General features: G+C 70.3%; 17 protein-coding genes. 11 read left to right on the plus strand and 6 right to left on the minus strand.

The genetic code is table 11. The features are described from left to right. Positions 1-124: 124 nt before the first annotated feature. Complete coding sequence (locus tag ABFX54_RS26285; protein ID WP_346108985.1) at positions 125-1,048, minus strand: LysR family transcriptional regulator; 924 nt, start codon at positions 1,046-1,048, stop codon at positions 125-127. Between the two features lie 110 nt (positions 1,049-1,158). Here ABFX54_RS26285 and ABFX54_RS26290 point away from each other — a divergent pair, with 110 nt between their 5' ends. Further along, positions 1,159-1,782, plus strand: coding sequence for a LysE family translocator (locus ABFX54_RS26290; protein WP_346108986.1), 624 nt, complete (start codon positions 1,159-1,161; stop codon positions 1,780-1,782). An 80-nt stretch (positions 1,783-1,862) separates the two neighbouring features. Here ABFX54_RS26290 and ABFX54_RS26295 read toward each other — a convergent pair whose 3' ends face one another. Then, positions 1,863-2,834 carry a GlxA family transcriptional regulator gene (locus ABFX54_RS26295; RefSeq protein WP_346108988.1) on the minus strand — a complete coding sequence of 324 codons (972 nt, stop codon included), beginning with the start codon at positions 2,832-2,834 and terminating at the stop codon, positions 1,863-1,865. A 195-nt stretch (positions 2,835-3,029) separates the two neighbouring features. On the opposite strand from ABFX54_RS26295, the gene ABFX54_RS26300 reads away from it, so the two are divergent. Next, positions 3,030-3,614, plus strand: coding sequence for an HD domain-containing protein (locus tag ABFX54_RS26300; RefSeq protein ID WP_346108989.1), 585 nt, complete (start codon positions 3,030-3,032; stop codon positions 3,612-3,614). Between the two features lie 128 nt (positions 3,615-3,742). Here ABFX54_RS26300 and ABFX54_RS26305 read toward each other — a convergent pair whose 3' ends face one another. The 4 genes from ABFX54_RS26305 to ABFX54_RS26320 form a co-directional block, all read right to left on the minus strand. Beyond that, positions 3,743-4,381 (minus strand): response regulator, encoded by a 639-nt coding sequence (locus ABFX54_RS26305; RefSeq protein WP_346108991.1) that lies wholly within the window; start codon positions 4,379-4,381, stop codon positions 3,743-3,745. Position 4,382: 1 nt separating this feature from the next. Further along, the gene (locus ABFX54_RS26310) at positions 4,383-5,711 is read right to left on the minus strand and encodes a sensor histidine kinase (RefSeq protein WP_346108993.1); all 1,329 of its coding nucleotides are present in this window, start codon (positions 5,709-5,711) and stop codon (positions 4,383-4,385) included. Positions 5,712-5,757: 46 nt separating this feature from the next. Next, entirely contained in the window at positions 5,758-7,155 is a 1,398-nt protein-coding gene (locus ABFX54_RS26315) for an alpha/beta fold hydrolase (protein WP_346108994.1), read from the minus strand. An 829-nt stretch (positions 7,156-7,984) separates the two neighbouring features. Then, positions 7,985-9,475, minus strand: a complete 1,491-nt coding sequence (locus ABFX54_RS26320) for a sulfatase family protein (RefSeq protein WP_346108996.1) — start codon at positions 9,473-9,475, stop codon at positions 7,985-7,987. 99 nt (positions 9,476-9,574) lie between these two features. Here ABFX54_RS26320 and ABFX54_RS26325 point away from each other — a divergent pair, with 99 nt between their 5' ends. From ABFX54_RS26325 to ABFX54_RS26365, 9 genes are all read left to right on the plus strand, one after another. Beyond that, the gene (locus ABFX54_RS26325) at positions 9,575-11,365 is read left to right on the plus strand and encodes a sulfatase (protein ID WP_346108997.1); all 1,791 of its coding nucleotides are present in this window, start codon (positions 9,575-9,577) and stop codon (positions 11,363-11,365) included. Beyond that, the gene (locus ABFX54_RS26330; RefSeq protein ID WP_346108999.1) at positions 11,362-12,801 is read left to right on the plus strand and encodes a sulfatase family protein; all 1,440 of its coding nucleotides are present in this window, start codon (positions 11,362-11,364) and stop codon (positions 12,799-12,801) included. Before ABFX54_RS26325 ends, ABFX54_RS26330 begins: the two co-directional genes overlap by 4 nt. A 93-nt stretch (positions 12,802-12,894) precedes the next feature. After that, positions 12,895-13,536 carry a TetR/AcrR family transcriptional regulator gene (locus ABFX54_RS26335; protein ID WP_346109001.1) on the plus strand — a complete coding sequence of 214 codons (642 nt, stop codon included), beginning with the start codon at positions 12,895-12,897 and terminating at the stop codon, positions 13,534-13,536. A 200-nt stretch (positions 13,537-13,736) separates the two neighbouring features. Continuing rightward, positions 13,737-15,230, plus strand: a complete 1,494-nt coding sequence (locus ABFX54_RS26340; protein WP_346109003.1) for an ABC transporter substrate-binding protein — start codon at positions 13,737-13,739, stop codon at positions 15,228-15,230. Continuing rightward, positions 15,227-16,174 (plus strand): ABC transporter permease, encoded by a 948-nt coding sequence (locus tag ABFX54_RS26345; protein WP_346109004.1) that lies wholly within the window; start codon positions 15,227-15,229, stop codon positions 16,172-16,174. Before ABFX54_RS26340 ends, ABFX54_RS26345 begins: the two co-directional genes overlap by 4 nt. A gap of 8 nt (positions 16,175-16,182) precedes the next feature. Further along, positions 16,183-17,079: an ABC transporter permease gene (locus tag ABFX54_RS26350; protein ID WP_346109006.1), complete on the plus strand. Its 897-nt coding sequence runs from the start codon at positions 16,183-16,185 to the stop codon at positions 17,077-17,079. Then, positions 17,076-19,112: a dipeptide ABC transporter ATP-binding protein gene (locus tag ABFX54_RS26355; RefSeq protein WP_346109007.1), complete on the plus strand. Its 2,037-nt coding sequence runs from the start codon at positions 17,076-17,078 to the stop codon at positions 19,110-19,112. Before ABFX54_RS26350 ends, ABFX54_RS26355 begins: the two co-directional genes overlap by 4 nt. After that, positions 19,109-20,035 (plus strand): formylglycine-generating enzyme family protein, encoded by a 927-nt coding sequence (locus ABFX54_RS26360; RefSeq protein WP_487047321.1) that lies wholly within the window; start codon positions 19,109-19,111, stop codon positions 20,033-20,035. The genes ABFX54_RS26355 and ABFX54_RS26360 overlap by 4 nt, the downstream gene beginning before the upstream one ends. Positions 20,036-20,056: 21 nt before the next feature. After that, positions 20,057-21,619, plus strand: coding sequence for a sulfatase family protein (locus tag ABFX54_RS26365; RefSeq protein ID WP_346109011.1), 1,563 nt, complete (start codon positions 20,057-20,059; stop codon positions 21,617-21,619). The last annotated feature ends 12 nt before the right edge of the window (positions 21,620-21,631 follow it).

Consider the following 21,631-nt stretch of genomic DNA (forward strand, 5'->3'; position numbering starts at 1 on the left):
TTGATCGGGCCGGTCCAAATCCGGCTTCGTGCCGCGTCGTCTCCTTGACGACTGGGAACCGGGGTGAATCGAGCAGGGAGTAGGCCGTGAGTTCGGTGAGTGTTGTTCTTTCTTGCGAGGGGGCTTACCAGGTGGCGGTGATGTCGCTCGCGACATCACGGAGGAGGTCGATGAGCAGGTCTGCGAGTGGTGTGAGGCCGGCGTCGGTTCTGGTCAAGGCGTAGATCTGGCGGTAGGGCCTGGGGTGGGCCAGTTCGCGGTGGGTGGTGCCGGGCGCGTGGGTCAGGGCCAGGCGTGAGACCAGTGCCACCGCGATGCCGGTGCCGACGAGGGCCTGGGCGACGTCGTAGGACTCGGTTTCGAACCGTACGGTGGGAGTGAAGCCGGCCTGGCGGGCGGCGTCGTGGAACTGTTCGCGGGCGGCGTGGCCGGCCAGGATGGAGACCCACGATTCGTCGCGTAGTTGTCGCAGGTGCAGAGCGGTGTCCGCGGGTTGCCCGGTGGCCAGCGGGTGGTCATCGGGGAGGACCACGACCATCGGGTCCAGCAGGAGCGGGTGGGCCCGCAGGTGCGGGGGCGGGGCGAGCGGCGTTCCCCAGGATGCGACGACGGCCAGGTCCAGGCGCCCGGCGATGATCTCGCCCGCTCCGCGTCCGGACACCACGTCGATGAGGGAGATGTCGGCGTCCGGATGGCGGTGGCGCAGGGCCGTCAGGGCCGGTGGCAGCAGGTGCAGGGCAGCCGCCTGGAACGTGCCGATCCGCAGACGGAAGGAGAGGTGGCCGAGCAGCGCGGCCAGTTGCGCCTCGGCCTTGCCCGATGCCTCCTCCACGGTTCGGCCGTGGGAGGCGAGCAGCGCACCGGCCGCGGTGAGCGTTGCTCCGCGAGGACCGCGGATGACCAGGGGCGCCTGCCAGTCGCGCTCGGCCTTGGCCACCTGCTGGGTGACCGCCGCGGGTGTGAGCTGGAGCGCGTGCGCCGCCGCCGTCAGGGAGCCGTGCCGCTCGATCAAGGCGAGAAGGCGCAGCTGCCCCGGATCCACCAGCATTTACTCATCTTAACGCTGCGCCCTTCTCTTTTAACTTCTCTTTGGGGCGCGAGACGGGAAGCCTGGTGGTGCATCCATCGGCCGCGTTCCCCGGGAAGGGGTTCTTTCCCATGCCCACGCATGTGCCCGTTTTCCTCGCCACCACCTTGCTGCTGGCGATGCTGCCAGGCGCGAGCCAAGCCCTGATGATCCGCCAGGCTCTGGAAGGCGGCCGGCGTACGCTGCAAGGCACGCTCGCGGGCAACGCCAGCGGCTTCCTGCTGTGGTCGACGGCCGCCGCGACCGGGCTGTCCGCCGTCCTGCTCGCCAGCCCCGCCGCATACGCGGCGCTCCGGATCGCCGGCGGCGTCGTGCTGATGATTCTCGGGGTGAACACGCTGCGGACCGCGCTCACCCCCATCTCCGCCCGCCCGTCCCGCGAGGAGGGGCGGCGCACCGGCTTCGCGGGCGGATATGTCACCGGCCTGATCACCAACCTCGGCAACCCCAAGGCGGGCGTGTTCGCCGTCTCGGTGCTGCCCCAGTTCGTGACCGCGCAAGGCCCGGTGTTCCTGTCGACCGTCGCCCTGGGAGCCCTGTGGGCGCTCGTCAGCGCCTCCTGGTACGCGTTGCTCACCTGGGCCGTCGGCCGGGGTCGCGCCCTGGTGTCGCGGCCGGCCGTCCTGCGGGGACTCAGCGTGATCACCGGCGTCGTCCTGCTGGGACTGGGCATCGCGGTGGCAGCGGGTGTTTGAAAGGGTGTCTTCGATCCCTGCGAGAGATTTTCCTTCACGCGGTGCCGTGTCAGCGGCGGTGTCAGGGCGAGACGACACGGTCATGCTTCCACTGTGGTGAAACGCTCCCTATAGGCCGCGGGCGTGACGCCGAAGCGCTGCTTGAACAGCCGGTGGAACGTCTCGACCGAGCCGAGCCCGACCGCGTTCGCGATGGCTCTGAGCCCATTGCCGGTGTGGACGAGTTGCCGCGCGGCGGCGGCGAGTCGGACCGACTCCACATACTGTGCAGGTGTCACCCCGACGTGCTGACGGAAGAGCCGCGAGAAGTGCCGGACGCTGAGGTTCGTCCGGCGCGCGAGCGCGTCGTTGGACAGGTCCTCGGTGAGATGATCCGGAATCCATGCCTGCAGGCGGGCGACCTGGGCGTCCGTGGCTGACGAGTACGCCAGAAGCTCGCTGAACTGGCTCTGACCGCCCGGTCGCCGCATGTACATGACGAGCCATTGGGCGACACGGCGGGCCAACTCGGCATGGTGGTCGCGGGCGACCAGGGCGAGCGCGAGGTCTATCCCCGTGGACACGCCCGCCGACGTCCAGACGTGCTCGTCACGCACGTAGATCGCGTCGGGCTCGACGGTCACCTCGGGATGGTCGGCGGCGAGCTGGCCCGCCGTCGCCCAGTGCGTCGTCGCCCGCCGCCCGTCGAGCAACCCGGCGGTGGCCAGCATGTGCGCTCCCGCGCATACCGAGGCTATTCGAGTCGCGCTGTGAGCGGCGTGACCGGCCAGCCACTGGACAAGCGACTCCACCTCCAGCGCCTTCACCCCGCTCTCATCGAACACCAGGCCACCCGGCACGACGAGAGTGCCGATCTCGCGAGGCAGTTCTCTCCATGAGACATCGGCTGCGATCGAGGTACCCCCGGCACAGCGGACGAGCCCAGGCCGGGGGCCGGCGACCAGCGTCCTGTAGCCGGGGACGTCTTCGCCCAGGAGGCGATCAGCGGTGGAGAACACCTCAAGCGGTCCGGCGACGTCGAGGAGCTCCACGCCGTCGAACACGGTGATCACGACGAGGTGAGAGGTCATGGCACCAACTCTGCCGGATCGTCGGCATGTCCGCAGCGACATGAACATGTCACATCCGGACGTGACCCGCCCGGCGCAGCCGTGTCCGGATCTGACATGTCCGCGTCCTTGCGGACACAGGTCGTGCCGCCGACGATGATGGTGATCGTTCGATTCCTCTGACGAATGGACCAGCCGATGATCCCCGCGATTCCTCGAACGCCCACGAGCCGGGCAGCCGCCGACCTCGCCGCCGAGGCCGCACCCGCTTACCTGCTCAATCACAGTTATCGCACGTACCTCTTCGGCCGGTGCCTCGTGCCAGAGCCCGAAGCCGACGAGGAGGCCGCCTTCGTCGCGGCGATGATCCACGATCTCGGCCTCACCGACACTTACGCCGGCGAGAGCGAGTTCGCACGCGTCGGTGCCGATGTGGCGTGCCGCTTCCTCGAAGGGCGCGGATGGGACCTCGAGCGCATCCACCTCGTGGAGGAGGCGATTCTGCGGCACGCCAACCTCGTGGCCGAGCAGGTGCCCGTGTTCCGGTTGGTCCAAGCGGGGGCGGCCGTCGACGTCGCCGGACTCGGCCGGGAAGGGCTCGCGTCCGATGATCTCGCCGACATCCTGACGGCCTATCCGCGGCTCGACTTCGCATCGAGCATGCGAAGCAGCTTTCTCGACGAGGTCCATCGGCATCCGGAGGGCGCCTTCGCTCACCTCGAACGGGTCGTCGCGCTCTCCGGCCGATTCGGCAGCAACCCGATCGACGCTCCGGGAGCATGAAGCACACCGCGTCGTCAACGCCATCCGACTCCGAGCCCGCGCGAGCGGCAGGTGGCGGGCGGTGAGGCCGTCCAGGTGCTGACGGATCGCGGTGTGCGCCGTCCCGCGTGATCGGCCGCGAGCAGGGATCAGAGGCGATGCTGATGGGCGTAGATCGCGGCGTGTACGCGGGTGCGTAGGCGGAGCTTGGCGAGGATGCGGTTGACGTGCGTCTTGACCGTGCCCTCCTCGATCCAGAGTTCCCGGGCGATCTCGGCGTTGCTGCGCCCTTGCGCCAGGTGGTGGAGCACTTCCCGCTCGCGGACGGTGAGTTGGTTGTACGCCGGGGTGACCGGTTTGGGGCTGAGGGTGGCGAAGCGGTGGATCAGGCGTCTGGTCACCTGGGGATCGATGAGCCCGTGGCCCTGGTGGGCGGCGCGGACGGCGTCGAGCAGCAGGCGTGGGTCCGTGTCCTTGAGCAGGAAGCCGGCGGCTCCTGCTTGGAGCGCGCCGAACAGGTACTCGTCGAGGTCGAACGTGGTCAGGGCGATGATCGTGGGTACGGTGCCCGCGCCGGTGAGGGTTTCGATGGCGGCCAGGCCGTCCATGCGCGGCATGCGGATGTCCATGATGACGACGTCGGGGCGATGCCGGTGTGCCGCGCGCACGGCCTGGGACCCGTCGCCCGCCTCGGCGACCACTTCGATGTCCGGCTCGGCGTCGAGGACGAGCCGCAGCGCAGAGCGGACCTCGGGCTGGTCGTCGGCGATCAGTATCCGGATCGTCATGTCATCCTCCGCTGTGGGTGGGCAGGACGGCCTCGACGCGCCATCCGTGCGGGGGGCGGGGGCCGATGTCGAGCCGTCCGCCGAGCAGGTGGGCGCGTTCCCGCATGCCGCGCAGGCCGCTCCCGGCCGGTGGGTGGCCGGCCGGTGGGCGGCCCTGGCCGTCGTCTTCGACGAGGATGGTCACGGTGTCCAGGTCCTGGTGGATCCGCACGTCCACGCGGCTCGCGGCGGCGTGCCGTACCGCGTTGGTCAGGGCTTCCTGGGCGAGGCGGTAGCCGGCGTGGTCGACCAGGGCGGGCAGCGGGCCGGCCGCGGCGTGCCGGTCGATCGTGACGTGAACGCGGCAGCCGGGGGCTGACAGCCGGTCGGCGAGGGCGGGCACGTCGGCGAGGGTGGCGCCGGTGGGCCGGTGGTCGTCGCGCAGCGCCGTCAGCAGGAGGCGGACGTCGCGCAACGCGGAGGCGGACAGATCGGCCACGGTGCCGAGGGCGCGTGCGGCCGGTGGAGGCGCGTCGGGCAGGACGTGGCGGGCGGCGTTCGCCTGCATGCGGATCGCGGTCAGGTGGTGTCCGACGGCGTCGTGGATCTCCCTGGCGATCCAGGCCCGCTCCTCGGCCACGACCCGGGCGGCCTGGGCCTGGTGCAGCAGGATCTCTTGCTCGGCGTGTTCCCGGTGCAGGCGCGACGCGTATCCGACGGCGATCGGCGCGACGGCGATCAGCACACCCTGCGCCAGGGGTGTGGGGCTGACCCGGCCCGCGAACCCGGGTGGCCAGGCGCCGCCCGGGAGCGGAGTGGCGAACAAGATCGGCGTCAGTGCCGATGCCACGGCCAGGACGAGCAGAACAGGGGCCTGCCGTGGCCGATGATAGGTGGCCGAGCAGAGCGCGACGGCCGCCACCAGCCGCCCCGGCCATCCAGGCACCCCCGTACCGAGCAGTGCCACCGCCACCGAGACGAGCGCCGCGCTCAGCGGGAACCGGCGCCGCAGCGCCAGCGGCGCGGCCACGCCCACGCTGAAGGCGGCCGGCATCAGGGGAATGCCCACGCCCGGCTCACCTGGCACGGTCGGCGCGGTGACTCCTCCACTTCCCCCACTCAGGTCCCACAGTGCCCGCTCCCAGCTCGCCACCGCGTAGACGGCGATCGCGGAGGCGAGCGCCTGCAGGGCATCGGCGGCCATCGACGGGATGCCCGGGATCACCGGCGGAAGCCGCCACCATCGCGGGCGGCGGCTCCCGTCCGCCGGCCGGCGGGTGGGCTGCGGGAGGCGACGGGTGCCCGCGAGCATGCGGAACGTCCGGAGCCGGCCTCTGTGCTCAGGTGGCATGCGGCTCACCCTGGGACACACCCGGCTGCCAGGGCAAATTCGGGCATCAGCATTCGGTCCCGGGAGCAGGGAGAGTCTTGTCGACGAAGTACGCGTTCACCTTCTCCGTGACGCAGGCGTTGCCCGAGAGGTAGATCTCGTGGCCCGGCCCGTCATGGTAGATCGTCCGGCTTCCCCGTACCTGGCGGACGACCCGTTCGGTGGCTGGGAAGTCGGCCCAGGTGCCTACGCCGAGCAGCGGCGGCACGGTCTTGGGCAGCGGCCCGGCAGGGAAGGTCACCGGCGATGGATAGCCGAGGCAGCGAAGCCTGGTCACCGTCGTGCCACCCGTCCCGGTGCTGGGCGCGACGGCGCGCAGCCGCTTCATGGCAGCCTTCAGCGCGGCATGGCTCGCAGGTCGCGGCATGTCCTGACACGCGATGACGTCCGGGTTCGGTCCACCGAGCGCGGGGAAGGCGGCGAACTTGGACGCGTCACCACGTCCGGCGGCGGCGATGGCCTCGGCGAGGGCCGGCCACCGCTCGGGTCCTTGGGAGATCAGCGCTTGTCCGAGGTAGTCCTGCAGTCTGACGCCGTCGAAGCCGCCGGGCTGAAGCGGTGCCCGGTCCGACCGCGCCACCAGCTCCTGCCACAGGCGCGGTACGTCCTTGCCTCTCAGCACGCAAGAGGGCTCGTCCGCGCACCACGCGAGGAATCGCCGCAGCCGCCGCTCGCTGTCGCGCGCCCGGGCCGCGTTCTCCTTCTCCGGATCGCTCATGTTGCCTGTCCCGTCCAGGACCATGGTCCGGATGCGCTTCGGGAACAGGTGAGCGTACGCCTGCCCGAAGGCACCGCCGTACGAACCCATGAAGAGATTGATCCTGGGCTCGCCGAGGGCGCGTCTGATCGCCTCCATATCGCGGGCGTGCGTGACCGAGCCGATGCTGTCGAACAACTGGGGATCGGGATCGTGACACGGGGCGGCGTCCGCCCGGTTGCCGGCCGCGATCTGGTCGAATCCCGCCTGATCGTCAGGCAGCTCGGGATCGGTCTTGCTCGTGATCCGGCAGGGCAGGGGCGTGCTGTGGCCGTTGGTGTAGCCGCGCGGGTCCCAGGTGACGATGTCCATGCTCTGCCGAAGCTGCGTGAACGCGGTCGACACGCCGGGCACGTCACGAAGGTAGGCGATCCCCGGTGCGCCCGCGCCGAAGTTCGCCAGCACCGTCCCCTTGGCCGGGCGCGATCCGGTGGCGGCCAGCCGGCCCAGCTTGAGCTCGATCGTGCGGCCGCCGGGCTTCGACCAGTCCACCGGAACCCGCAGCGTGGCGCAGCGCATGCCCGTGGCGCCGCTCCCTCCTGGGCAGTCACCCCAGCTCAGAGCGCCTTCCCGGGCACCGGCTGCGGCGGCGGACGGGCAGAGGGCCATCAGCGTGACCGCCGCGGCCAGAGCGCGTGTGATGTTCATGTGCCGAGCCTGTCGCGGACCAACCTGCGAATGCGTCACACCTTCGATAGACATTCCCGGCGCGACCCGCCGCTTGGATGGCCGGGCCGCGCCCGGCGCGCATGGCTCCACACGCCGGCGGCTCCATGCGCCTTGCCCGCCGATCCGGCCCCCGCCGGTACCGCGGCTCATGCGCACGGTCAGCGGCCGGCTCGCCCGTCACTCGCCGCCGGGCGGGCCGAAAGTGCTCGTGCTCAACCGGGCGCTCAGGTCCTCCGCAACAAGATCGCCCAGCACGGGCCGATCCATCACCGCCACCTCGTCGCCGACCACGAGGCGATCCCGTGCTGCCTCGGCTACATCGACGAAGGATCGGCGGCGATGGTGCGCCGGCACAGCCGGGTGCCCGAGGTTCTCGGCCGACGCCCAGGAGAGGTATCGATCTGACGCTCCCTGACGTGCTCACGAAGCTGGAGGAGAGGGTGGCTGCGGCCCGCCTCGGGAGGAGAGGGACTGGCCGGAGTCGCTGATCGCGTGATCGGCATTCGTCGGGCTGCCCGTTCCGTTGACGACGGAGCGTGGCCGCTGGGGGCGGCGAGGAGTGCGCATGACAGGTAGCGAGCCTGGTCGTCAGAACGTTCGGAGGGGGTGCCCGGATCTGGACGAGGCCGCCGACATCCTGACAGGCTTGTCGCCGGGTGCATTGCGGCTGCTCCGGTCCGCCTCCGCCGAGTCGGCCGGGGACTCCTGGTGCTTCGGTGGAGGTACGGGTGAGGCTGACCGCCTCGATGGCGGGCTCGTCGTTGATCCGAACAGGTCTACCTGGGGGCCAGGCGTCTGCGGGCCGGTTTCATGCGGGTGCTGCCAGGCCGGGCGTCGGCAAGTCGACGGTGGGGCGGCGAGGGTCTCGGTCCATGGGGAGGACGTCCGTGGTGGCGGCGAGCCAGGACAGGATCGCGGTGCGCATCCTCTCTTCGACGGCCGCGTGGTCCGGCCTTCCGCACAGGTTATCGGTCTCGTCGGGGTCGGCGTGGCGGTTGTACAACTCCGGTGGTTCGTAGAGGCGCCACACGTAGGTCCAGTCGCGGTCTCGCACGGCGAACGCCTTGCCGACAAGGGTCGGGTTCTCGTGCTGGAGCTCGCCTTTGAGGTCGTACGGGAACGGGCCGCGCTCCATCCTCGGCTCCTCTTCGACCAGGAAGCCGCCTTCGGTGAACGCGTAGGTGCGGTGCTCGGCGTCCGGGGTGTCGAACAGGTGCCGGAGACTGCGCCCGTAATGGCTGTGGGTCGCGCTGATGCCGGCGAGGTCGAGCAGGGTGGGGATCACGTCGATGAGCTCGACGAGCGCGTCGCTGGTGCGGCCGGAGGGCACGGGGCCGCCGCTGAGGATCAGCGGATCGCGGGTGATGCACGCGTGCATGGCGGAGGGCCACTTCTCGACGACTCCGAAATCGCCCAGGTACTCGCCGTGATCGGCGAAGAACGCGATCACGGTGTTGTCGGTGGTCCCCGCGGCGGCGACGGCGGCGCGAATGCGCCCGACGTGATCATCCAAACGGGACACCATGCCGTGGTAGACGGCGGCCACCTCCTGCCATACCTCGGGGGTGGCACGGGCGAGACCGTGCCTGTCCCTGATCGCCGCGAGGTACGCGGGGTTGTCTCCGTCGGGCGCCGCGACCGGGGGCGGCTGTTCCGCGCGATTGTGCAAGGAGAACCACGGCTCCGGCACCTCGAACGGGCAGTGCGGCGCCACCAGCGGCACGAACAGCACCCATGGCTGCGATGGGACGGTACGCAGCCATGACTCCGCGGTCCGCACGGCCGCCTCGTCGAAATCGAGCGCGTCGTCCAGGACTTCACCGCCGTAGAAAAGCCGGTCCCAGAGCGGGTCGTCGGGCCCGATTCCGGTGATCTCCGGGCGGCGCCGCATCCGTTGGTAGGGAGCGCCTCCCCAGCGTGGCCCGGCGGGGGGCCGGGTGAAACCGTGCTCGTCCACGCTGAGCTCGGTGGCACCCGGTGCGAACGTGTCGCCTCGGTCGCCCGCCCAGACGACCCGGTAACCCTGGTCGCGGAACGTCCGCAAGAAGTTCGGCTCCTCCGGGCGCAGAAGCCCGTCGAGGGTCCGGTGGCCGGTCGTGTGCGGATACCAGCCGGTGAGGAAGGATGCCCGGCTTGGCGAGCACACAGGATGCTGGACGAACGCGTTCGTGAAGGTCATCCCGTCGGTGGCGAGCGCGTCGAGGTGCGGAGTGCGAGCATGCTTCGCGCCGAAGGCGCCCACCGCGTCGGCGCGGAGCTGATCGGCGACGATCACCACGATGTCGGGCGGGGTGGCCACGATGTCTCCAGGGGGTTGCTATGAGGGCGGTGCGACGGTTGTATGTCCACAACGTTACCTACCTAATACTCGGTAGGTAAAGCGTTGGAAGGGGAACCCGTGAAGGCCATCGTCGTCATGTTCGACAGCCTCAACCGCCGCCACCTGCCGCCTTACGGGGCAGAGGGCGTCCACGCACCGAACTTCGCGCGGCTCGCCGAGCGTGCGACCACCTTCGACAACTGCTACGCGGGAAGCATGCCGTGCATGCCGGCACGCCGGGAGATGCACACCGGGCGCTACAACTTCCTGCATCGGGGATGGGGGCCGCTGGAGCCGTTCGACGATTCGGTGCCGCAACTGCTCACCGACGCGGGCGTGCACACGCACCTGGCCACCGATCACGCCCACTACTGGGAGGACGGTGGCGCGACGTACCACAACCGTTTCCGTACCTATGAGTTCTTCCGCGGTCAGGAGGGCGACTTCTGGAAGGGCCAGGTCGCGGACCCGGAGATGCCCGAGGATCTCAGACGCGTCCGGCGGCCCGCCTACCGCCAGGACTGGGTGAACCGCCGCTACCTCGCCGACGAGGCCGACCACCCGCAGACGCTGACCTTCGACGCCGGCCTGCACTTCCTGGACGTCAACCATGCCGAGGACGGCTGGTTCCTGCAGATCGAGACGTTCGACCCGCACGAGCCGTTCTTCAGCTACCAGCGCTATCACGACCTCTACCCCGAGGACTACGACGGTCCGCACCTGGACTGGCCCGACTACGCGCAGGTGCTGGAGACCCCCGAGCAGGTCGCGCACGTACGCAACCGCTACGCGGCGCTGCTGTCGATGTGCGACCGGTCGCTGGGCCGGGTGCTCGACCGCATGGACGAACTGGACCTGTGGCGCGACACCCTGCTCATGGTCGTCACCGACCACGGCTTCCTGCTGGGCGAGCACGGCTGGTGGGGCAAGAACGTGCCGCCCTGGTACGACGAGACGATTCACACGCCGCTGTTCGTGTGGGACCCCCGCTCCGCGCAGGCGGCGGGCGAACACCGCTCGGCCCTGGTGCAGACGATCGACTTCGGGCCGACGCTGCTGGAATGGTTCGGCCTCCCGTGCCCTCCCGACATGCAGGGCAGGCCGCTGGGGCAGGTGGTCGCATCGGACAGGCCGGTGCGTCAGGCGGCCCTTTTCGGCGCTTTCGGCGGTCACGTGAGCGTCACCGACGGCCGCTACGTCTACATGCGCGCGCCCGAGGGCCCGTCCAACGGCCCGCTGTTCGAATACACGCTGATGCCCACGCACATGATGGCCCGCTTCCGCCCCGAGGAGTTGCGCGAGGCCGAGCTCGTGGCGCCGTTCGCGTTCACCAAGGACGTGCCGGTGCTGCGGACCTCGGGCCAGGCCATGTCCAACCCGCACACGTTCGGCACCCTGCTGTTCGACCTCCAGGAGGACCCGGAGCAGCAGCGGCCGTTGATCGACGACGCGCTGGAGGCCAGGATGATCCGTCTCCTGGTCGGCTTGATGCGAGACGGCGACGCGCCTGCCGAGCAGTACGAACGGCTCGGCCTGCCCGCGCACGACGAGCCCGATGAGCGCCATCTGCAGGTGCGGCGGCAATGGACCCGGGTCGTGGCGGCACGCGAGCCGGTGCGACGCGAGGACTACCCCGACGGGCCGCTGAGCGTGCACACCCCGCTGCGGGAACTACTGACCGACCCGGCCGCGCGAGCGCTCCTGGACCAGCGGCTCCCCGGCCTGCTGTCAGGCCCGCTCGCGGCCATGGCAGGACCACTCAGCCTCGTGGAGATCGCGGCCACCGCCATCGGACTGCTGCCGCGGAAAAGGCTCGCCGAACTCAGCGACGCGCTGCTCGGGCTGTGCGCGGCGGAGGCCGCCACATGAGCTTCCGCCGCCCCAACATCCTCTGGCTGTACTGTGACGAACTGCGCGCCGACGCGCTCGGCTGCTACGCGACGGCCGGAGGGCTGAGCCCGCACACTCCCGCCGTGGACGCGCTGGCGGCCGGCGCAGTGGTGTTCGACCGCTGCTACACCAACTCGCCGGTATGCGTGCCCAGCCGGACCTCCGCTCTGACCGGCCTTCCCCCGGACCGGACGGGCGTCTACCACAATGAGGCGGCAAGCCCGGGGTTCCCTCTCCCCGAAGGGCTGGTCACCTTTCCTGAAGTGTTCGCCGCCGCAGGCTACGCCACCGCCAGCTTCGGCAAGGAGCACATCCCGTCCGCGCTCACCCCATGGCAGCTGGACGACCACACCGGCGCCGGAATGCGCGACCCGCTCGCCGGCGGCGACGAACGTTCGCTGGTCCGCACACCAGGCATGCGCTTCGTCGTCGGAGGCAGGCACCGTGATGAGGACTACCGCCCTGAAGAGGTGACCCGGCGCGCCATCGCCTGGATGCGCCAGGCGTCCACGCCGTTCCTGCTGCGCGCGTCGTTCCTGCAGCCGCACACGCCGGTGGTGCCCCCTCAACGGTGGGCCCGCGTCTTCCGGCCGGACGCGCAACCAGGCCGCGACCTCGACCGCGGTGCCGGTGAGAGCCGGTTCGAACGGCGCTTCGGCGAGCTGAACGGCGGGCGCGAGATGGCCGAGCGCGATCTGCGCCGGGCCCAAGCGGACTACCTGGCACTGGTGGCCTGGGTGGACGAGCAGATCGGGGCGCTCCTCGCCGCGCTGGACGAGCTGGGCATCGCCGAGGAGACCATTGTCGTGCTCACCTCCGACCACGGCGTGCACCTGGGGGAGGGCGGTGCGTTCGGCAAGCACACCTTCGCGCCCCAGAGCCATCGGGTGCCGCTCATCGTGCGCCGGCCCGGTCACCTGGCCCCGGCGCGGCGCGGCGATCTCGCCCAATCCCTCGATCTGGGCCCGACTCTGCTCGGCCTGGCCGGGATCGCGGCAGGGGCGGAGACCGGCGGCCGCGATCTGTTCACCGACCCGGCTCCCGAGCACGTCATGGCGACCATCGGCTACGGGGGCCCGGCGAGCCGAGCGTTCCCCAACCGGAACGCGGGCACCTGGTACGGCGGGCGCGGCTGGCCCCGGCGCACCTGCATCCGGAACGGTCGCTACCGGCTCGACTCGACCGTTCGCCTCGACGGGCAGCCCGCGACGCCGGACGAGGAGGACGTGTTCCTGGCCGACAGCCTCGCCGACCCCAGCGAGCTGCGCAATCTCGCTGCCGACCCGAGGTGCGCCCGCGTACGGGACACCCTGCTCATGGCACTGCGGGCCCATGCCCGATCGGCTGCGGAAATCCCCGACGAACTGGTCGCCCGGCTGGGCAGCGAGGCCTCCGCTCACGTTACTGGCCGGTAGGTCTTCCTTACCTACCGAGTACTCGGTAGGTTACGAATAATTCACAGCTCAGTAGCCAGGCCGTGAACCGGTGAACGCGGAACGGAGGCAGGCATGGCACGAGAAGAGACGGGCCGGATCCGGCGCCCGGCCGCCGCGCGGCGGGAGCAGATCCTCGCCGTCGCCGCGGACGCGTTCGCCATCGCGGGCTTCCGGGGCACGAGCCTGGCCGAGGTGGCCCAGAAGGTCGGGGTCTCCCAGCCTGGACTGCTGCACCACTTCAGCAGCAAAGAGGCCCTCATCATCGCGGTGCTCCAGCAGCGCGATCTCCAGGACGAGCAGTATGTCGAAGCACAGTTCGCGGGCACGGAGACCACCACCCGCGAGTGGCTGATGGCGTTCTGCCGCCGCAACGAGACGCAACCCGATCTCGTCCGGCTGTTCACCGTCCAAGCGGCCGAAAGCCTGGACCCGGCGCACCCGGCCCACGACTTCTTCTATCAGCGCAACCAGCGGGTCAGGAACCGGATAGCCCAACTGATCGAGGCTGACCAGGCGAAGGGCCGGCTCCTGTCATCACTCGATCCGGCAGCCGCGGCCGCCGAGCTGGTCTCGCTGATGAACGGTCTCCAACTGCAGTGGCTCCGCGACCCTGCGATCGACATGTGCGGGCTTTTCGAGGCGAGCCTGCTGCGCCTCGAGAACCACCCGAACACCGTGACTCCACTGGTAGAGCCTCCGCAGGCAGAGGCCTGACCTTCCAGAAACACCCCCTGCGCCACGGTCCCCGCGCGGACCGGCGCATCAGTCGGCATGACGACGTCAGCGCAAGCGTGCTCGCGAGCGACGTCGTCCCGGCTTAACGAGGAGCACCAAACATGCGCACAGGCATACAAAGCCGTCGACACTCCCGTTCAGCTCTCCGAGCCGCCCTGACACTGGCCCTGTCGTCCGCGTTGACGGCAGGCTGCCAATCCGCGGTCAAGCTGGAACGGCAACAAGCCGCCGGCGTCTCCACCGCGAGTTGCCGAGCGGGCGGCACGCTGGTCGCCGCGAGCGCGCAACCGCCCATCCCCGGCCGTGTCCTCGCCCAAGGCGCCGCCAACCTGTTCTGGGTGCGCGGCGTCTTCGAACCGCTGATCAGCGTCAAGGGCAGCGACCTCGCACATCCGGTGCCGCTGCTGGCGACCGCGTGGAAGGTCGGCGGCGACGACCGGACCGCCACGATCACCCTGCGTGATGGCGTGACCTTCCACTCCGGTCGCCCCTTCACCTCGGCCGACGTGGTGTACACCTTCAAGCAGGCGCTCACCCCGGCGAGCCCGTCGAACGACAAGCAGATCATCAGCGGCTGGCGAATCAAGGCGACGGGCGAGCACGAGGTCACCATCGAGTCCAAGACGCCCCTGTCGCCCGTGCTCGCCAGCGTCCTCGATGACACCCCCATCGTGGACTCGCAGACCTACAAGGACCTCGCCGACGGCTCCAAGATCATTGGAACCGGGCCCTACCGGCTGGAGCGCTACCAGCCGGGCGCCCAGATCACGCTGGTCCGCAACGACCGCTACTGGGACAAGACGCTGCCCCACCTCGACCGCATCGAGAACGTGGTGATCTCCGACTCGACCGCTCAGCTCGCCGCCCTGCGGTCCGGGCGGGCGCAGGTGGCGTCCGGTCTGACGACCCAGGACGCCGCGACCGTCACCCAGAAGGGCGGCCAGTTCCAGCTCAACGAGGGCCAGAACGTGCTGTACTCCCTGGTCCTGGACACGAGTGGCGCGTTCGCGAAGAAGGCTGTCCGCCAGGCCGTCGGGTACGCCATCGACCGAGACCGCATCAAACAGCAGGTCTTCAGCGGCCTCGGCAACACCAGCGGCCTGCTGTGGCTCACCGGCTCCGCGTATCCCAAGGACTTGGAGAACGCCTACCGCTACACCCCCGACCGGGCTCGGCAGCTGATCGAAGAAGCCGGCGCGAGCGGGGCCGAGGTGCCGATCACCATCATCAACAACCCCCAGCTGCAGGCCGTGTACCAGATCATCGCCAACAACCTCACCGACATCGGGCTCAAGCCGACACTGGTCGCGCTCCCCGCGCCGGACTACCAGGCTCGACTCGCCGCGGGAAAGGGCGGGAACTACCTGTCCTTCCGCGGCCAGGTGCCCAGCCCGTCGCTGGTCGCGCAGACGAACCCAGACGTGCGGCTCCAAGGCGCCCACCGCACATTCAGCAGCTCGGAGTACACCGCTCTCGTCCAGGGGGTGATCCAGGCGGGTGGCGGGCAGGCCGGCGCGGAGGCGGTGCGAAAGCTCACCACGTACATGCTCGACCAGGCGGTGCAGCACGTTCTGGTGACGACCCCGGCCATCACCGCCAAATCCACGGCTGTCCAAGGGTTCTCCCTGGTCTCAGGTGGCCTCCTGTCACGTGAGACGTGCCTGGTCCGATGATCCGCTACCTGATCCGACGCATCCCGTCAGTGGTGCTGGTGCTGCTGGCCACCAGCGTGATCGCGTTCCTGCTACCGCGACTGGCACCGGGCGATCCAGCAGCCGTGATCGCCGGCCCGGACGCCACCCCCGAGACCATCGCCGCCATCCGTGCCCAGCTGGGCCTGGACCAGCCGTTGGTGACGCAGTACCTGCACTGGATGGGCGGCCTGTTCACCGGCGACCTCGGGCGATCCTTCCAGTACGGCCGCCCGGTGGCCGAGCTGATCGGAACCCGCGTCGAGAGCACGGTGGAGCTGGCCGTGCTGGCCGGACTGTTCCTGGCGTTGTTCGGGATCGGACTGGGCGTACTGGCCGGCTCCGCCCGCTCGCGGTGGTCGCGCTTGTTCGCCGACGCGACGAACACCGGCCTGCTGGCCGCGCCCCCGTTCCTGGTCGGACTGCTGCTGATCCTGGTGTTCGGGGTCGCCATCCAGCTCCTGCCCGTCAGCGGCGAGATGTCGGTGTTGCAGAGCCCGGACCTCGGCATGCAGTATCTGCTGCTGCCGTCGCTGGCGCTGGCGCTGCCGATGTCGGCCGGAGTGGCGCGGCTGGTGCAGACCTCGATGCTGGCGGTGCGCCAGGAGGACTTCATCGATCTGGCGGTGGCCAAGGGCGTGCCGTCCCGGCGGATCAGCGTCCGGCACGTACTGCGCAACAGCCTGGGCCCGGGGGTGGTCGCGATCGGGATCCGGTTCGGCGACCTCCTGGCCGGCGCCGTGGTGATCGAGGCCATCTTCGCCAGGAACGGGCTGGGCCAGCTGGCCGTGTCGGCGGCGCAGAGCGCCGACTACGCGGTCATCCAGGTCCTCATCGTCGGCACGGTGCTCATCGCCGTGATCGCGCAGCTGCTGACCGAGATCACTCTGGCCGTTCTTGATCCCCGGATCCGATTGGGACAGTGAAGATGACCATGGCGAAGAAGACGCCCGCCGCTCCGGCGCTGCTGGAGATCGGCGAGTCGACGGTCCGCCGCCGGCGCGGCCGCGGCGGCGCGCTGGCGCCGTACGCGCAGGCGTTCCGGACCGCGAAGGGCATCGCGGCGGCAGTGCTGCTGACACTGCTGGTCGCGCTGGCCCTGCTCGCGCCGGTACTGGCACCAGGCGGCTACGACCAGCAGGCCAGGGACGCGCTCGCCGGACCGTCCGCGGCGCACCTGCTGGGCACCGACGAGTTCGGGCGCGACATCGTTGTCCGTACGCTGTACGGACTGCGTACCGACCTGGGCCTGATCCTCACCGCGGTGCCGGTGAGCATGGTGATCGGCACGCTGCTCGGCCTGGCCGGCTATGTCTCCCGGCTGCTCGGCTCGGCGACCCAGCGAGTGCTGGACATCATCCTCGGATTCCCCGGCCTGATCCTCGGCATCATGATCGTGATGATGATCGGCGCGGGTTGGACGGCCCTGTTCACGGCGATCGTGACCGCCGGGCTGCCCGGATTCGGCCGGCTCGCCCGCGCGGGGCTGCTCGCCCAGCAGCAGCGGGAGTACGTCCTGGCGGCTCGCGTGCTCGGTGTGCCACGCCCGACGGTGATGGTCCGCCACATCCTGCCCAATGTGGTCGACCCCATCCTGGTGCAGGCCACCGTGTACATGGTGGTGGCGATCTTCATCGAGGCCGGGCTGAGCATCGTCGGGCTCGGGATCAATCCGCCGAACCCGTCGCTGGGCGCGATGCTCAACGTGGGCGCGCGATACATCGACAGCCTGCCCGCCTACGTGCTCGGCCCCGGCCTCGTGCTGCTGCTGCTCGCACTGTCCTTCACCCTCCTGTCCGACGCTCTCAACCAGGCGGCGAACCGACGATGACACAGCACTCGCAGCCCCTCCTGGAAGTGAGTGGCCTGCGCACCCAGTTCGACACGCCGGGCGGCGTGGTCCACGCGGTCAACGACGTGACGTTCTCGATCCACGCCGGACAGATCGTCGGCATCGTGGGCGAGTCCGGATCCGGCAAGTCGGTCGCGGCCCGCTCGATCCTGCGCATGGTGCGCCCGCCCGGCCGCATCACCGCAGGGGAAGTGCGCTATCGCGGCGCGGACCTGCTGGCTCTGCCGGAGAATCGGATGCGGGAACTACGCGGCTGCGAGATCGCGATGGTCTTCCAGGACCCGCAGTCCGCCCTCAACCCGGCGATGACCGTCGGCGACCAGATCGCCGAGGCACTGATCGTGCACGGTAGCGCCAAACGGGAGGCGCGCGAGCGGGCCCGTGAGCTGCTTGGCCAGGTCGGCATCCCCGACGCCGAACGCCGGTTCGGCGACTACCCGCACCAGTTCTCCGGCGGCATGCGGCAGCGCGTGGTGATCGCGGTGGCGCTGGCCGGCTCGCCTTCGCTGCTGATCGCTGACGAGCCGACCACCGCGCTGGACGTGACCGTGCAGGCGCAGATCCTGCGACTGCTCGGCCGGCTACGCGACGAGCTGGGCATCGCGGTGCTGATGATCACCCACGACATGGGGGTGGTCGCCGAGATGTGCGACGAGGTCGTCGTGATGTACGGCGGCCGGGTCATGGAACGCGGCCCGGTGGACCTGATCTTCCGCCGCCCCGAACTGCCCTACACCGCCGACCTGCTCGCCGCCATGCCCCGCATCGACGAGCACTCCGCGGGGCGGCGCCTGCCCTCCATACCCGGGGCTCCGCCCGACCCCGCGCACCTGCCGCGAGGCTGTCCCTTCCACCCGCGCTGCCGGTTGAGTGAGGACATCTGTTCCGATGCGGTGCCCGCGCTGTCACCACGGGCGGGCGATGGCCACCTGGCCGCCTGCCATGTCACGCAGCGCGGCGCGGCCATCCCGCCGATGCCTACCGCCGCCGCGGGCGGGGCACGGCGTGACCGCACCCCGGCGCCCCTGCTGGAGATCACCGATCTCCGGGTGGACGTCGCCGCGGACAAGGCCGGACTGATCCGGCGGCACCGGCCGGTGTACGCCGTCGACGGCATCAGCCTCACCGTGTCCAGCGGCGAGACCGTCGGGCTGGTGGGCGAGTCGGGCTGCGGCAAGTCCACCCTGGCCAGGACCATCGTCGGCATCAACGTGGCCACCTCGGGATCGATCCACGTCGGCGGGAAGGATCGCACCGATGACCGGGCACTCCGCGAGACGGTGCAGTACGTGTTCCAGGACCCGTACGCGTCGTTGAACCCCCGGCGCACCATCCGCCAATCCCTGGACGAGGCGCTCGCCGTGCGCGGCCTCCCGGCAGCCGCGCGCGAGGCCGAGGTGGTGGCGCTCGTGGAGCGCGTCGGCCTCAGCGAACGCCACCTCGACCGCTACCCGCACGCCTTCTCCGGAGGGCAGCGCCAGCGCGTCGGGATCGCCCGCGCCCTCGCCGCGCAGCCGAAGCTGCTGGTTCTCGACGAGCCGGTCTCCGCGCTGGACGTGTCGATCCAGGCGCAGATCATCAACCTGCTGGAGTCGCTGCGCGACGAGCTCGGCCTGGGCTATCTGTTCATCGCCCACGACCTGGCGGTGGTGCGGCACCTCAGCGACCGGGTCGCCGTCATGTACCTGGGCCGGTTCGTCGAGATCGGCGACGCCGAGTCGGTCTACACGGCGCCGCAACACCCGTACACGGCGGCGTTGCTCGCCTCGTCCCCGATCCCGGACACCGCCGAGCGCACCCGCGAGCGGATCGTGCTCGGCGGTGACCTGCCCAGCCCCATGAGCCCGCCGACCGGATGCCGGTTCCGCACCCGGTGCCCGATCGGCCCGCTCAACCATCCCGAGCGGACGGTCTGCGCCGAGCAGCCGCCGGCACTCACCCCGACCGCCACAGGGCAGCTGGCCGCCTGCCACTTCGCCGGGGAACTCGCCCGGACCGGAGCGGTGGCATGAGTGGCTGCTGCGCCCCGGGCCGCCCGCCGACCGGCGTTCCGGCGGTGCTCCCTCGACACGAGGGGCGCGGATCCGATGACGGGATGGTACTGCTTCCCGGCGGGAAGTTCCGGATGGGCAGCAACGACGCCGAGGGCTTCCCGTTCGATGGCGAAGGACCGGTGCGCACGGTGGAGCTCTCTCCGTTCCTCATCGACAGCTTCGCGGTGACAAATGATGGCTTCAAGGCGTTCGTCGCAGCCACGGGGTACGTCACGGAAGCGGAACGCATCGGCTGGTCGTACGTGTTCGTTCGATTTCTCAACGGGGAGCTGCGCCGGATCTCCCCGCGGCCCGAGGTGACCCCGTGGTGGGCGGCCGTCAGGGGAGCGGACTGGTGCCATCCCGAGGGACCGGGCAGCGGTCTTGAGGACCGCGGCGATCACCCGGTCGTCCACGTGTCCTGGCACGACGCCACCGCCTACGCCCGCTGGGCCGGCAAACGGCTGCCGACCGAGGCGGAATGGGAGTACGCCGCACGCGGCGGCCACGACCAGCGGCGCTACCCCTGGGGTGACGATCTCACCCCCGGCGGCCGGCACATGGCCAACATCTGGCAGGGCCGCTTCCCGGTCACGAACACGGCCGAGGACGGCTACGCGGGGACCGCGCCGGTGCACGCGTTCCCGCCCAACGACTTCGGACTGCACAACATGGCGGGCAACGTCTGGGAGTGGTGCGCCGACTGGTGGGGCACCGAGCATCCTCCGCAGGCACGAGACCCGATCGGCCCGCCTTCGGGCACCGACCGGGTGATGCGTGGCGGCTCGTACCTGTGCCACAGCTCCTACTGCAACCGTTACCGGGTCGCGGCCCGCTCCCACAACACGCCGGACAGCGCCGGGGGCAACACCGGCTTCCGCTGCGCCCGCGATCCCGGCTGAACCGACACGAGAAGGGTTTCCATGCGCGTCATCTATATTGACGTCGATACGCTCCGAGCCGACCACACGCAGCCCTACGGATACCAGCGGCCGACCACGCCGCATCTGCAGGCGCTGGCCGACAAGGGCGTCACGTTCGAGCGCTACTACTGCTCGGACTCACCCTGCCTGCCCTCACGGACCGCGCTGACCAGCGGGCAGTTCGGCATCACGAACGGCGTCGTCGGGCACTTCGGCGAGGCCGCCCGCTACCGGCTCGACTCCGGCCACGGCAATCATCCCGAACGCCCGCTGCTCGGCCAGCGGCTGGGACAGCACGGCTACTACACGGCCGCCGTGTCCATGTTCGCCGAGCGGCACCGCGCCTACTACTTCCTCGGCAACTTCCGTGAATCCATCCGGGCCAGCGATCAGCTCAACGACGAGGACGGGCGCGACATCAACCGGGTCGGCCTCGACTGGATCCGCCGGCACGCGCACGAGGACGACTGGTATCTGCACCTGACCTATTGGGAGCCGCACACGCCGTACCTGACCGAGCCGGGCTGGACCGAGAAGGCGGCGGCATCGGGTCCGCCCCCGGCCTGGCCGGACCAGGAGGCCATCGACGGCCACGCGGAGGTCTACGGGCCCCGCAGCGCGCTGGACCTGCACTACTCGGTCCTGCCGCGCCGCTCGCCGGTGCCGCACAACATGCCGGAGGAGATCCGTACCCGCGCCGACTACGAGCATCTCATCAACGGGTTCGATGGCACGATCATGTACTGGGACAGCCTGTTCGGCGAGCTGCTTGCCACGCTGGACGAGCTCGGCATCGCCGACGAGACCGCGATCATCGTGAGCGCCGACCACGGGGAGTCCTTCGGCGAGAACGGCTCCTACGCCGAGCACGGTCACGCCAACGAGCCGGTCCACCGCGTACCGATGGTCGTCTACTGGCCCGGGGTGACCGACGACCTGCCCGAGGACGCGCGCCGCTGCGACGCCCTGCTGTACAACATCGACCTCGCCCCCACCCTGTGCGACCTGCTCGGCATCCCGATCCCGGGCGGCTGGCAGGGCGCCTCGTTCGCCGACGCCGTACGCGGCTCGGCCATCCCATCGCGCCCCTATCTGGTGCTCGGCCACGGCGCCCACACCTACCAGCGGTCGGTACGCACCCGCGACCACCTCTACATCCGCACCTACCATCCGGGCAGCTGCCGCGCCGAGTGGGAGCAACTCTTCCACGTCACCGCCGATCCGCACCTGACCACCGATCTGCTGGAGAAGGAGCCGGAGCTGGCGGCACAGATGCGGACGTACCTGTCGGAGTGGTGGCACACCTACGCCGGACGGCCCGGCGCGCTGCCCGACCCCATGCAGACGACGCTGCAGGTCGGACCCACCTACTACAACGACCCGGACCGTTACATGGAGCACCTGCGCGCCACCGGCCGCGCCCACCTCGCCGACGACCTGGCGGAGCGGCTGTCCGCCACGACCGGTGCCACACCGGTCTCGTGGCACGCCGCAGAGGCCGCCTGGACGCCCGAACGCCACGCCGCATGGGAACGCATGGTCGCCGCGGCCGAGCCCGCCTGATCGGAAGGATCC

The sequence above is a fragment of the Nonomuraea maheshkhaliensis genome, assembly GCF_039529435.1.
GTDB classification, from domain to species: Bacteria; Actinomycetota; Actinomycetes; order Streptosporangiales; family Streptosporangiaceae; genus Nonomuraea; species Nonomuraea maheshkhaliensis.